This window comes from Phenylobacterium sp., assembly GCF_036263695.1.
In the GTDB taxonomy this organism is placed as follows: domain Bacteria; phylum Pseudomonadota; class Alphaproteobacteria; order Caulobacterales; family Caulobacteraceae; genus Phenylobacterium.
In genome coordinates, this window is record NZ_DATAGM010000312.1 from 1 (window position 1) to 13337 (window position 13337).

The following is a 13337-nucleotide window of genomic DNA, read 5'->3' on the forward strand; positions in this document are numbered from 1 at the left end:
TGAGCACGTCCACGAACGGCACGGCGGCGATGATCCCGCCCCACAGGTCCGGGCGCATGTTGACCACCGCCCCCATCAGCATGCCGCCGGCCGAGCCGCCGTAGGCGACGATCCTGCCCTGGGTCGCCAGTCCCTCGCCGATCAGGTGCTCGGCGCAGGCGATGAAGTCGGTGAAGGTGTTGGGCTTCTTCTCCCTACGCCCGGCCAGGAACCAGCCCCAGCCCTTGTCCGAGCCGCCGCGGATATGGGCGGTCGCCCAGATCCAGCCGCGGTCGACCAGCGACAGGTTGCGGATCGAGAAGCTGGGCTCCATCGCATGCCCATAGGAGCCGTAGCCGTAGAGCAGCACCGGCGCCGAGCCGTCGGTCGGCGTGTCCTTCCGCATCAGCAGGGTGATCGGCACCTCCTCGCCGTCGGCCGCGCGGGCGAGAAGCCGGCGGGCCACATACTGCGATGGATCGTGGCCGGAGGGGATCTCCTGGGTCTTGCGCAGGGTCCGCTGGCGGGTGGCCATGTCGTAGTCGAACCACTGCCGCGGCGTCGTCGGCGACTGGTAGACGAAGCGGGTGAGGGCGGTGTCGTACTCGTAGCCGGTCTCGATCCCGAGGGCGTAGGCCTCCTCGTCGAAGGCGATCTCGTGCTCGCCGCCGGCCCGGTCCATGACCACGATGCGGTCGATGGCGTTGCGCCGCTCCAGCCGCACCAGGTGGTTCGCATAGGCCGCGAACCCGGTGATGTAGCGGCCGGGCTCGTGGGCGATCCAATCGGCCCAGGTCGACTTCGAAGGGACGTCCGCCGTCGTGACGCAGAGCTTGAAATCGACGGCGCCGTCGTCGTTGGTGCGGATCACCCAGCGATCCGACCAGTGGTCGATCTCGTACTTCACGCCCACACGCCGCGGCTCGGCGCAGACCGGCGCGGCGGCCGGATCGGCGGCCGGGATCAGCCACAGCTCGGTGGTCTCCTGGTTGCCGACGTGGATCAGCACGTGGCTGTCGTCGGCGGTCGCGCCGACGCCGAGGAACATCCCCTCGTCCTGCTCCTCGTAGACCAGCACGTCCTCGCCGCCGCGGGCCGGGCGGCGGAAGACCTTCGAGGGACGCGCGTTCTCGTCGCGCCAGATCCAGAACAGCCACTGGCTGTCCGGCGAGAAGGTGAAGTCCCCGTAGGCGCTCTCGACAGCGGTCGGCAGCACCTCGCCTGTGGCGGTGTCGGTCAACCGGATGGTGTAGTACTCCGAGCCCTGCTCGTCGGCCGCCCAGGCGTAGAGGGCATGGTCGCGGCTGTGGTGGGCGGCGCCCACGTGGAAGTAGGCCTTGCCCTTGGCGGTCGCCTCCTCGTCCAGCAGAATCTGCTCGCCGTCCTCGCGGCCGCGTGGCCGGCGGGCGTGGATCGGATGCTCGGCCCCGACTTCGTAGCGGATGTAGTAGTCGAAGGGCCCGTCCGGGGCCGGGACGGTGGCGTCGTCCTGCTTGATGCGGCCCTTCATTTCGTCGAACAGCTCGGCCTGCAGCGCCTCCGTCGAGGCCAGCATGGCCTTCGTGTAGGCGTTCTCGGCCTCCAGGTGAGTGCGGATGTCCGGGCGCAGAGCGGCCGGGTCGCGCAGCACCTGCTGCCAGTTCTCGTCGCGCAGCCAGGCGTAGTCGTCGGTGCGGGTGCGGCCCAGCTGCTCGATGCGGCGGGGCTCCTTGCGGGCGGTGGGAGGCTTGGGGAGGGGCATGGGCGCTATCTGCGCCGCACCGCCCTGCCGCATCAAGCCAGCAGAGCGTTCAGGTCCGCCCAGCGGTACTCCACGGCCGGCAGCTGGAAGTCGCCGAAGTCGTCGTTGTGCCGCCCGCTGAGCGTCCCGCCCAGGCTCTCGTAGAACATGCGCCCGGCGGGGCTGTCGCGCAGCACGGAGAGCGTCAAGCCCGTGTAGCCCATCGACTGCAGCGCCCGGGCCGCCTCACCCATCAGCCGGCGGCCGAGCCCCTGGTGCTGGGCGGTGACCAGGATGTTGATGGCGTGCAGCTCGCCGTAGCCGTCCGGCGCGTCCAGCCGCGACGGGCCGACGGTGCAGAAGCCGACCACCTGGCCGCCGCGCACCGCCACCAGCGTGCGCGTCTCGTCCTCAGGATCGGCCAGCCGCTCGGCCCAAGCCTCGGCGCGCGCCTCGGGGGTCAGGGCGTCCAGAAAGGCCTGCGGCATCACCCCGTGATAGGCCTCCCGCCAGACCGTGACGTGCACGCTCGCGATATCGTGAGCGTCATGGGCCGTGGCGGGTCTGATCTCGATCACCGGCGTCTCCGCGATTTACTTCTGATTAACAGCTTTGCGCGGCAAATGGGCGCTCAGAGCGACGGCTTGTTGCCGGGACTCGGCGGTGAATCCTACATTGTGGGTACGGGGACAGTTTCCGGCGTAGGGGGCGTGTAAATGGTCTGGGATCTCTCGGTGGAGTTGATCCATGCGACCGTTCAACTCGAGCAGCCGCTCGGCGACGGCACGCGCACGGTCGGCACCGGGTTCCTGATCAAGGCCCCGGCGCCGGACGGACGGCCGCGGACCATCCTTGTCACCGCCAACCACGTGCTCGCCAAGATGCCGGGCGCCAACGCTCGCATCGGCTATCGCTTCTCCAACTCCGACGGCAGCTGGAGCTACTCGCCCCAGACGCTGAAGATCCGCGAGCGCGGCGGCGACGAGCTGTGGACCAAGCATCCGGCCCGCGACGTGGCGGCCATCGAGGTCACCGCCCCGCCGGAGTTCGCCAAGGCCGCCATTCCGCTGAACTGGCTGGCCGAGGACGACACCTTCTCGAAGAACGGCGTGGCCGCCGGCGACCAGATGATGGCGCTGGGCTTCCCCCGCGGCCTGGCGGCCAACCAGGCCGGCTTCCCGATCCTGCGCTCGGGCAAGGTCGCCTCCTTCCCGGTGGCGCCGGCCCACGTCTTCCCGACCTTCCTGCTGGACTTCACCGTCTTCCCCGGCAACTCGGGCGGGCCGGTGTTCATGAGCGAGGGCGCGCGCCGCCGGCCGGGCTCGCCCCAGGCCCAGGAAGTCCAGTTCGTCGCGGGCCTGCTCACCCAGCAGGTCGAGCTGAACAACGAGCGGCTCGAGATCGGCATCGTCACCCACGCCAAGTACATCCGCGAGACGATCGCCAGGCTGGACAATCCCCTGGCGCCCGTCACCGTGGCCCACGCCGACAACAGCACCGGCGCCCGCGCCGCCTCGGCGGAGGAAGCGGTCTCGCCGGACTGACGCGTCGCGCTTCCGCAAAGCGACGTTTTCCGGCAAGTTCCCCCGATCACCGGGGGTAGTCCGATGAGCGACGTCCTGGGGCGGCGTGCAGCTTCGATCGCAGTGGCGCCCGTCAGGCGCGGGCCTGAGCCCGAACAGCAGAGGATCGCCAGCGCGTTCGTCGAGGACGTGATCGGCGAACTGGCCAGATTCCCGACGTTTGAGGTGCTGGCGGCCCGGACCTCGCTGTCGTTGAGCGAGGCCGAGCTGGAGCCGCGCCGGCTGGCCGAAACCTTCGGCGTGACTCACCTTCTCGACAGCTCCATTCGACCCGGCCGCGCGGCGCTGCAGGTCAAGGCGGGGCTGGTGGAGACCGGGTCCGGCCGCCTCGTCTGGAACCACGACTATGATGTGCCGCTTCGCCGGGTCGAAGAGGTGCAGGCGGAGATCGCCGTGCAGGTCGCGAACCAGATGTCATCTCAGATCGATATGAAGCGGCTCGTTCAGGCGCGGGCGCGGCCTATCGCCAACCTCAAGGCTTACGACTGCTGGCTTCGAGGTCGGGACTGCCTGCGTAAGGGCACACGCGAGACAGACGCCGAGGCGCGGGTGTTCTTCGAACGGGCGCTGACGCTGGACCCGACCTATGCGCGAGCCTACGCCGGCCTGTCCCTCAGCCACTTCAACGAATGGAGCTGCATCCACTGGGGCAAGTGGGCCGACAGCGAGCGCTTGGCGTTCGACTACGCCTGCAAAGCCGAGGAGTTGGACGAGACCGACCACATCGTCCAGTCGGTGCTCGGACGGATCCAGATGTACCGACGCAACTTCGGCCAGGCGCGGCGGCACATGGAGCGGGCGGTGGCGCTATGCCCCAACGACGCCGACAGTCTTATTCAGATCTCGATGTGGCATGGCTTCTTGGGCGAGCCCGAGGGCAGCGTCGCCATGGTCGAGAAGGCCATGCGGCTCAATCCGCTGCGGGACCCCTGGTACTATGTCTACGCCTTCATCCCGTACTTCTTCAAACGTGACCTGACGCGGGCGGTGGAGATGGCGGAGCGGGCGCCGCCCAACATGATCGTCGACCAATCGGCGTTCCAGGCGGCCTGCTATGCGCACCTGGGCGAAATGGAGAAGGCGCGGCGCGAGCTCGCGCAGTTCCAGCAGGTCTTCCAGGACAAGATTACTTTCGGCCGGCCGCCGGAGCCCGGCGAGGCGCTCGACTACCTGCTGCACGTCAACCCGTTCGTCCGGCAGGAGGACGCCGACTTCTTCGTCGAGGGGCTGCGCCTGGCCGGCTATGCCGGCGAGCGCAGATCGGAAAGCTATCCGCCGCCCCGCGATGGCGAGCCGGCCCGGTTCGCATTCGAGGCGGGCCTGTGGGAGGCGAGCTTCGCCGGCCGGACGGTGCGTCTGAAGGACATGAAGGGCTGCCGCGACATCGCGATGCTGCTGGCCGCGTCGGGCGAGCGCATTCACTGCCTCGAGATCGCCGGACGCATCGCCGAGGGCGACGGCGGGGTGCGGATGGACGCCCGCGCCCGGGCCGAATGCCAGCGCCGGATCGCCGACCTGCAGGCGGCGCTGGAGGAAGCCGAGCGGGACAACGATTTCGCCCGGACCGAGCGGTTGTCGGCCGAGCTGGACCGGCTGATCGAGGAGCTGTCCGCCGCGCTCGGCCTCGGCGGTCGCTCCCGTAAGCTCGGGGATCCGGTGGAGAAGGCCCGCACCGCCGTCACCTGGCGCATACGGAACGCAATCAAGAAGATCGCCCAGGCCCATCCCGAGCTCGGCCGGCACCTGGCGGCCTCAGTCCGCACCGGCGCCTTCTGCGGCTACGACCCGGAGCGGCCGGTCGTGTGGACCGTCTAGGAGCTCACGGACGCCGCGCCAGCCGCCTCACGATGTGAGGCGCGCTCTCACGCCCTTCTCGCACAAGTCATCGAGAAGGCCCCCCAAATGCTTGGCGTCACCGACTTCATCTCGTTCGGCGCATTCGCGCTTTTCGCCGCCGCCGCCGCCGACCTGGCCGCGCCCGCCCGACCGCTGACCCATGTGCGCCTTTGGCGGATCAAGGGCGTGCTGGCCGCGGCCACCTACTGGGCTCGCCGCGCAGACCCGCCTCTTCGGGGGTGACCGCGACATCTACGCGACCCTCGCCCAGCAGCAGCTGATCCTGAACGCGATCCGCGGATCCGAGCTGGTCACTTTCGAGGGCTTCGATCACGCCCTGCACTGCGAGGATCCGCGGCGGTTCGCCCGCGCCCTCCTCGCCAGCCTGGCCCTTCCTGCCTGACACTCGTTTCCACGGAGACCCCTCATGACCAAAACCCTGCCTCAGACAGGTGGCCCGCTGTTCCTGACCGACGGCGGCCTCGAGACCACGCTGATCTTCCACGAGGGCGTAGAGCTGCCGCACTTCGCCGCCTTCCTCCTGCTCCGCACGCCCGAGGGCCGTCGCCAGCTGGAGGCCTACTACGAGCGCTACCTCGACATCGCGGCCCGCGACGGGACCGGCTTCATCCTCGAGAGTCCCACCTGGCGCGCCAGCCCTGATTGGGCCGAGCGGCTGGGGATCCCGCAGAGGGAGCTGGAGGCTCTGAACCGGGCCTCGATCGAGCTGATGCAGTCCCTCAGGGACAGGTGCGCCGCCAACGTCGCTCCGATCGTGGTCAGCGGCTGCCTGGGGCCGCGGGGCGATGGCTACGACCCTGGCGAGGTGATGACCGAGGCGCAGGCCCAGGCCTACCACGCCGGCCAGGTGCAGAGCTTCGCCGAGGCCGGCGCGGACATGGTCAGCGCCATCACCATGACCAACGTGCCGGAAGCCGTCGGCATCGCCCGGGCGGCGAAGGCGCAGGGCGTTCGCTGCGTGATCTCCTTCACGCTAGAGACCGACGGAAAGCTGCCGACCGGCCAAGGTCTCGGCGAGGCCGTGGAGGCGGTGGACGCGGCGACCGGCGCCTGGCCCGCCTACTACATGATCAACTGCGCCCACCCGTCCCACTTCGAGGGGACGCTGACCGAGGGCGGGGCCTGGCTCTCCCGGATCGGCGGCGTGCGCGCCAACGCCTCGAAGCGCAGCCACCAGGAGCTGAACGACTCGCCGGATCTCGACGACGGCGATCCCGAGGAGCTGGGCCGCGAGCATGCCGAACTTCTCGCCCGACACCCGCAGATCCGGGTGTTCGGAGGCTGCTGCGGCACCGACGACCGCCACGTGGCCTGCATCAGCCGCGCCTGCCGCGGGCTGGTGGCGGCGTAGCGCCGGCGGGGTCAGGCTTCACGGGCGAGCGGCAGGGTGAGGTCGAACCGCGCGCCAGCGTCGGTGTCGACGTAGTCGATGCTCGCGTGGCTGGCGGAGAGCAGGGAGCGGGCGATGGACAGGCCCAGGCCAGTGCCGCCCTGCGCCCGGCGGCTGGTGAAGAACGGCTCGAAGAGGCGGGTCCGGTCGGCCTTCGGGACGCCGGGCCCGTCGTCGTGGGCGGAGAGGACGAGGCTCTGGCCGGTGCGCGCGGCGGAGATGGTCACCCGCGAGGCGCCAGCCTGGCGGCTGTTCTCCACCAGGGTGGTCAGCGCCGTCTCCAGGGCGGCGTCGGGCGCGGCGACCTTGGGCAGGACGGGCGGCAGGTCGAGGGCGACCTGGAAGTCCGGTCCGGAGCCGGCGTCGGCCACCCGGCGCAGGGTGGGGGCGGGATCGGCCGCCACGCCGGCCTCCGGGCGGGCCATGTCGGCCCTCGCCAAGTCGAGCAGCCGGGTGACCAGCTGCGACAGGCGGGCGACGTCGGCGGAAATGTTGTCCAGGAAACGCCGACGCTCGGCCGGGCTCATGGTTTCGCCGTGGTCCTCCAAGAGCTCGACCGCGCCGGCGATGCCGGCCAGCGGCGTTTTGAACTCGTGGCTCACGGCGGCGGCGAAGTCGCGCAGGTAGCGCGAGCGCCGGGCTATGGCCTCGCTCATCGCCCCGAAGTCCTCGTAGAGGGCGCGGATCTCCACCGCGGCCGTGGGCGGAGTCTCCGGGATCTCGCCCTGGCCGGCGGCCACCTTCCGCGAGGCCGCGCTCAGCGCTTCGATCGGGCGGGTGACGCCTCGCGAGACCAGCCCCGAGAGCACCACCAGGGCGGCGAAGATCAGCCCGATCCCTAGGCCGATCTTGATCCGGTCCTGGTAGATGCCGCGGAACAGCGCCCGCGGCGAGCGGGAGAGCAGCACCACCCCGACGACCTGTCCGTTCACCACCACCGGCCGGGCGTGGTGGATGCGCAGAGCCGAGGCGCGGCTCAGCCACTCGAAGCGGTATCGCGGCTGGTAATCCCCCCGGCGGCGCAGCACTGTCGCCGGCTGGCCGTCCAACGCCGCCCGCACTTCCGGCAGGCCGGCGTAGCTGCCGCGCTCGCGCCCGAGCGCCACGCGGCCCTCGCGGTCGAGCAGGACGATGCCGGCCAGTGTTGTGCGGCCCGTCTCCCGCGCGATCGGCCACAGGGCCCGGGCCGCGCCCAGGGCCGCGGGATCGGCCGCGGCCGAGGGGGCGGCGGCCGGCCGCTCCGGCAGGATGGGGCTGATGGAGAGGTCGATAGCCGACTGTTCGGGGCGGTACTCCTCGGGCCGCAGCGGCGGCAGCGGGCCTGAAGCGGCGCCCGGCCACAGGGCCTCGGCGGCGGCCGCCAGCGCCGCGCCCTGGGCGACCAGCTCGGCCTCGGTCTGGCGGACCAGGGTGTTCTCGTAGACCCGCAGGAAGATGGCCGAGAGGCCGGGCAGGGCCGCCACGAAGAACAGCACCAGGAAGAGGATGGTGCGCAGCCGCAGGGCCGGCCAGCGCCGCTTAGCGAACGCCTTCAGCCGCCGGATCATTCCTTGCCGCCGCTGCACGCCCCGAGCTGGTAGCCGACGCCGGCCCGGGTCTCGATGACGTCGTGGCCGCCGACCCCAGCGAACTTGCCGCGCAGGTTGCGCACGTGGCTGTCGACGGTGCGGTCGGTGATTGCGAAGCCCGGGCCGTGCAGCCGGTCGATTATGGCGTCGCGGCTGAACACCTTCGCGGGCGTGGCGGCCAGCACCTTGAGGATCTCGAACTCGGTGACGGTCAGCGGCACGTCCGTCCCGTCCCAGCGCGCCCGCCAGCCGTCGGTGTCGAGGATCAGCCGGCCGCGGGCCAGCGCCGCCCCGTTCGCCTCGGCCGCCGGCCTGGCCGCCGAGCGTCGCAGGATGGCGCCCACCCGGGCCACCACCTCGCGCGGGCTGAACGGCTTGACCACATAGTCGTCGGCCCCGAGCTCAATGCCGAGCACCCGGTCGATCTCGTCGTCGCGGGAGGACAGGAACAGGATCGGCAGCTCGCCCAGGGCGCGGATGCGCCGGCAGACCTCCAGCCCGTCCATCCGCGGCATGTTGATGTCCAGCACCACCAGGTCCGGCGGCTCGGCGGCGACCGAGGCCAGCGCCTGCTCGCCGTCCTCCGCCTCGCGGGTGGCGTGACCGGCCTTTCCGAGGGCGAAGGCCAGAAGCTGGCGGATGTGGGGATCGTCGTCGACGATCAGGATCGAAGCGGGCATCGGGGGCATGATCAGAGGCTCGGCCTTGAGGTCAACGGCTTGACGCATAGGGGAGGCTGTGGCGCGGAGTGGTGAGCGTGATCCAGACGAGCCGTATCCAGACCCTGTGCGAGGCGCCGCCGCGGAATGAAGCGGACTACGTCCTCTACTGGATGCAGCAGTCGCAGCGAGCCGTGTTCAATCCGGCGCTGGAGATCGCTGTCGAGGAGGCGAACGCCCGGGACCTGCCGGTGCTGGTCGGCTTTGGGCTCACGGCCCGCTATCCCGAGGCCAACGCCCGACACTACGCTTTCCTGCTCCAGGGGCTTCAGGATGTCGCCAGCCGGCTGGCGGAGCGGGGAATCGGCTTCGTCGTCCGCCTGGGCGAGCCCCCAGACGTAGCCCTCGAGCTGTCGCGCCGGGGCGCAATAGTCGTCTGCGATCGAGGGTACCTGAAGCCGCAGGTAGCCTGGCGGCGGACTCTGGCGATCGCGGCGGAGGTGCGGGTGCTGCAGGTCGAAGGCGACGCAGTCGTCCCCGTAGAGGTCGCCTCCACCAAGCATGAGTTCGCCGCCCGCACGATCCGGCCGAAGATCCAGCGGCGGATGGACGAGTTTATCGAGCCGCTTGAGCCGCGCCCATTGCGGCGGCGCTGGGCGGGCCCGACACCGGCAGGCCTCAGCCTGCGTGAAACCGCGCCCGTGCTCCAGGCGCTGGGCGTCGACAATGCCGTGCCGCCGGTCAAGCGCTTCACCGGCGGCTACGGAGAGGCGCGCAGGCGTCTCGACGCGTTCCTGGAGGATGGCTTCTCGCGCTACGGCGCCCAGCGCGGAAAGCCCGAGGCGGCGGCCGCCTCCCACATGAGCCCATATCTGCACTATGGACACATCTCGCCAGTCGAGATCGCACTCGCGGTCCGCGCCGCTGCGCACGCACAGTCGGAGGACAGGACAAGCTATCTCGAAGAACTCATCGTGCGGCGCGAGCTTGCCATCAATCACGTGGCGTTCGAGCCGGCCTACGACAGCTATGCCGCGGTACCCGAGTGGGCGAGGAAGACGCTGGCGGCGCACGCACTTGATCCGCGGCCGCACCTCTATACGCCTGACGAGTTCGAGGCGGGGGCGACGCACGATCGATACTGGAACGCGGCGATGCTGGAGATGCGAGCCACCGGCTACATGCACAACCACTTGCGAATGTACTGGGGCAAGAAGGTGCTGGAGTGGTCCGCGAGGCCTGAGCAGGCGTTCGAGACCTTGCTGCGTCTGAACAATCGCTGGTTCCTCGATGGACGGGACGCCAACTCCTTCATGAACGTCGGCTGGATCTTCGGCCTGCACGATCGGCCGTGGGGACCGCAGCCGGTGTTCGGGACCGTCCGGTCGATGGGACGAAATACCTTCAGGAAGTTCGACGCAGACGCGTATGTGCGCGTGGTCGAGGCCCTGGCCGCCCATGAGGGTCACAGCGGACGCCTGGCCGCGGGCGCCGTGTAGGGCACGCCGGCGCAGTCGGCGGTGGCGTGCGGCGGGGGCGGCAGCGCCTCGACGAGGCGGTTGGCTGCGGACAGTCGGCGCGCACCCCGGAAGGTCCAGCTGCGCCAGTGGCTCTGATCTATGCTGAGACGCTCCAGTGCGCTCTGGCGCGCCTCCGCAACGCGCGCCCGCAAGTCCGGCGGGAGCGGCCGGCGCTCGAGTTCGGCGAGGGACACCAGGGCCGCGGGACCCACGTTGCGCAGGTAGCAGACGTCGAGGGCCGCGCCACGGCCGCCGACTTCGCGGGCATGCCGGACGTTCCAGTGGGCGGCGACGGCTCCCAGATCTATGACGCTGGAGGCGGCGAGCACGGCCGCCAGGGCGGCGGCGTTGGTCCCGAGCAGCCAGGCCGCGCTCTTGCCGCGGATCAGCCGCCAGCAGATCAGCGCCAGGCCAAGCGCCACCAGCCCCATCCAGATCAGGGCGGCGATCCGCAGGCGGGTTAGCGAGTAGGCCCCAATGTAATCGAGGGTGCGAAGCGCCGTGGAGGCCACCAGGAAGATGTTCTGGACGATCCAGAGCACCACCAGCTTCCGGATCAGAGGCGACTGCGCGGTCGCCGAGCCGGGCTGCAGCGCCACGAGCACGAACAGGCCCGCCAGCAAGGCCGTGGCGATCAGCGGATAGGCGCCGCGGTGAGCGTATTCCGCGAGCGTCGTGCCCTCGGGCAGCGCCGCGCCGCTCCACAGGAAGGCCAGGTCCAGGCCGTTCTGCAGGGCGAACAGGGCGTTGAAGACGATCAGCGACAGGGTGACGGAGGCGACGCCGACGCCGGGGAGGGTCCCGAGCCCCTCCGGCAGCGGCAGCCATCTGCGGCGGGTCCGCGGCCGCAGGATCGCCCAGGCGGCGATCAGGCCGAAGATCCAGAACAGGGCGCGGGGCGCGTCGACCTCGGGCAGGCGCAGGTTCTCGACGGCGTTCTCGATCAGCGGGTTCGCCGCCGCGAACAGGCGCAGGAAGATCGCCCCGCCGACGATCGGCAGGATCAGCACGGGCAGCAGGTCGCGGATGCGCCGGCGCGGCCCGCCCCGCTTGCGGGCCTTCTCCAGCCGCACGAGGTCCAGCCAGGGCGCGACGGGGCTCGCCAGGCCGAGGAAGCCCAACCGTTGGGCCCACCGCCAGGCGTCTTCGGCGCGTCCGGCCCGTGGCGCGAGCACGGCGATGCAGAGGCTGGTCCAGAAGAGCAGGAGGCCGATCAGGGTCGGGCGCTCCACCTGCACGAGGGCGAAGGCGCTGGCGGCCAGCAGTGCGCCGAGCGCCAGCCGGTCGCGGCGCAGCGCCGGCTGCAGCGTCAGCGCGGCGAGCGGGACGGCCAGCGCCGCCAGGCCCAGGGTCCAGCCCACCTCGTGGTCGAAGAGCATCGCGTCCGCGAGGCCCACCAGGCCGGCGGCCGCCGCGGGCTTGAGCAGGAAGCTGTAGGTCGCTGTACGGGGCATTGGGCTCTCCTCGATCGTCCCGACCCTGCAGGGGGGGCGTCGAGGCGGCGCCGGCCTTGCGCCGCAGGGCCGGAGCCCTTCGCGTGCAGATTCCGTGCAGCCGCGCTAGCCTTGGGGATGGCCGAGTTGCAGCTGCTCAAACCGGACCTCGCGATGCTGGACAGCTATCGCGACGCGCTGGAGCGCGGCTGGTCGCCGGACAACCTCATGGGCGCCGCAGCCGCCGAGCGGGAGCTAAAGCGCATTGCGCAGGACCCGGCGGCGTTCCTCGCCAGCCTCGACGATCCAGAGGCCAAGGGCGGGCCGATCCGCCTGCCGGACGGCTCCGAGGCCCAGCGGCTGCCGGGCTTCCGGCGCTGGCTGTGGGACGGCGAGTTCGCCGGCTCCTTCGGTTTCCGCTGGCGGCCAGGGACCGCCGAGCTGCCGGAGCACGTCCCAGGCCACATCGGCTATTCGATCCCGGCGTGGAAGGCGGGCCGCGGCTACGCGACGCGAGGGCTGGCCCTGCTGCTGCCGATGGCCCGGGGCGTTGGCCTGGCCTACGTGGAGCTCACCACCGAGGCCGACAACATCGCGTCCCAGAAGGTGATCCTGAACAACGGGGGCGTCCTGCTCGGGGCCTATGAAAAGGCCGCGGCGCTTCACGGCGGCGAGGCGCTGAAGTTCCGTATCGACCTCTAAGCGCTCGCCCCTGGCGAGGAGCCACGAGGATATCCAGGCCCTGCACAGCTATCTGAAGGCGAGGGCCCTGGCCGCCTCTTGACGGTGGAGCTTGGCCCCCCATTTCGGCTCGGTCGCCATGGAGGGACGCGCCGAGTGGATCCGATCATCTCCATTTCTGGACTGACCAAGACCTACGTGGGCGGGTTCCAGGCCCTCAAGGGCGTCGACCTCGATATCCGCCGCGGTGAGATCTTCGCCCTCTTGGGACCGAACGGGGCCGGCAAGACGACGTTGATCAGCATCGTCTGCGGCATCGTCACGCCCACAGAGGGGCGGGTGCTGGCCGACGGCCACGACATCCAGAAGGAGTTCCGCGCCGCGCGCGCGGCGATCGGCCTGGTGCCGCAGGAGCTCTCCACCGACATGTTCGAGACGGTGTGGGACACCGTCCGCTTCAGCCGCGGCCTGTTCGGCAAGCCCCGCAACGACGCCTATGTGGAGAAGGTGCTCCGCGACCTGTCCCTGTGGGACAAGAAGGGCACCAAGATCATGGCCCTGTCCGGGGGCATGAAGCGCCGGGTGCTGATCGCCAAGGCGCTGTCGCACGAGCCCAAGATCCTGTTCCTCGACGAGCCCACCGCCGGCGTCGACGTCGAGCTTCGGCGCGAGATGTGGGAGATGGTCCGCGGCCTGCGGGCGGGCGGGGTCACCGTCATCCTGACCACCCACTACATCGAGGAAGCCGAGGAGATGGCCGACCGCATCGGGGTGATCCGCAAGGGCGAGATCATCCTGGTGGAGGAGAGGCCGCCCTGATCCGCAAGCTCGGCAAGAAGCAGCTGACCTTGCACCTGCAGGCCCCTCTCGCGGCGATCCCGCCCGAGCTGGCCGACGCGCCGCTGGAGCTCTCGGCCGACGGCTCGACCCTGACCTACACCTTCGAC

General features: G+C 70.5%; 11 protein-coding genes and 1 pseudogene. 7 read left to right on the plus strand and 5 right to left on the minus strand.

The window, feature by feature from the left end; genetic code table 11:
* A partial coding sequence (locus VHK87_RS12730) for a S9 family peptidase (RefSeq protein WP_329635271.1) occupies positions 1-1720 on the minus strand: 1720 nt, incomplete at its 3' end.
* 32 nt (positions 1721-1752) lie between these two features.
* A complete protein-coding gene (locus VHK87_RS12735) occupies positions 1753-2277 on the minus strand; it encodes a GNAT family N-acetyltransferase (protein ID WP_329635272.1) in 525 nt (174 codons plus the stop codon).
* A gap of 138 nt (positions 2278-2415) precedes the next feature.
* On the opposite strand from VHK87_RS12735, the gene VHK87_RS12740 reads away from it, so the two are divergent.
* The 4 genes from VHK87_RS12740 to VHK87_RS12755 all read left to right on the plus strand — a co-directional run bounded on the left by VHK87_RS12740 (position 2416) and on the right by VHK87_RS12755 (position 6490).
* Complete coding sequence (locus VHK87_RS12740; protein WP_329635273.1) at positions 2416-3243, plus strand: serine protease; 828 nt, start codon at positions 2416-2418, stop codon at positions 3241-3243.
* Positions 3244-3306: 63 nt separating this feature from the next.
* Complete coding sequence (locus VHK87_RS12745; RefSeq protein WP_329635274.1) at positions 3307-5097, plus strand: hypothetical protein; 1791 nt, start codon at positions 3307-3309, stop codon at positions 5095-5097.
* Between the two features lie 87 nt (positions 5098-5184).
* Entirely contained in the window at positions 5185-5361 is a 177-nt protein-coding gene (locus VHK87_RS12750) for a hypothetical protein (protein WP_329635275.1), read from the plus strand.
* Positions 5362-5545: 184 nt separating this feature from the next.
* Complete coding sequence (locus VHK87_RS12755) at positions 5546-6490, plus strand: homocysteine S-methyltransferase family protein (RefSeq protein WP_329635276.1); 945 nt, start codon at positions 5546-5548, stop codon at positions 6488-6490.
* Positions 6491-6501: 11 nt separating this feature from the next.
* On the opposite strand, the gene VHK87_RS12760 is transcribed toward VHK87_RS12755, so the two are convergent.
* A complete protein-coding gene (locus tag VHK87_RS12760; protein WP_329635277.1) occupies positions 6502-8076 on the minus strand; it encodes a HAMP domain-containing sensor histidine kinase in 1575 nt (524 codons plus the stop codon).
* Positions 8073-8825: a response regulator transcription factor gene (locus VHK87_RS12765; protein ID WP_329635278.1), complete on the minus strand. Its 753-nt coding sequence runs from the start codon at positions 8823-8825 to the stop codon at positions 8073-8075. The genes VHK87_RS12760 and VHK87_RS12765 overlap by 4 nt, the downstream gene beginning before the upstream one ends.
* Positions 8826-8854: 29 nt before the next feature.
* Here VHK87_RS12765 and VHK87_RS12770 point away from each other — a divergent pair, with 29 nt between their 5' ends.
* Entirely contained in the window at positions 8855-10255 is a 1401-nt protein-coding gene (locus tag VHK87_RS12770; RefSeq protein WP_329635279.1) for a deoxyribodipyrimidine photo-lyase, read from the plus strand.
* On the opposite strand, the gene VHK87_RS12775 is transcribed toward VHK87_RS12770, so the two are convergent.
* The gene (locus VHK87_RS12775) at positions 10222-11730 is read right to left on the minus strand and encodes a DUF4173 domain-containing protein (RefSeq protein ID WP_329635280.1); all 1509 of its coding nucleotides are present in this window, start codon (positions 11728-11730) and stop codon (positions 10222-10224) included. The genes VHK87_RS12770 and VHK87_RS12775 overlap by 34 nt on opposite strands.
* Before the next feature lie 126 nt (positions 11731-11856).
* Here VHK87_RS12775 and VHK87_RS12780 point away from each other — a divergent pair, with 126 nt between their 5' ends.
* Positions 11857-12411, plus strand: a complete 555-nt coding sequence (locus tag VHK87_RS12780; protein WP_329635281.1) for a GNAT family N-acetyltransferase — start codon at positions 11857-11859, stop codon at positions 12409-12411.
* 135 nt (positions 12412-12546) lie between these two features.
* A pseudogene (locus tag VHK87_RS12785) lies at positions 12547-13337 on the plus strand (ABC transporter ATP-binding protein); the annotation flags it as partial.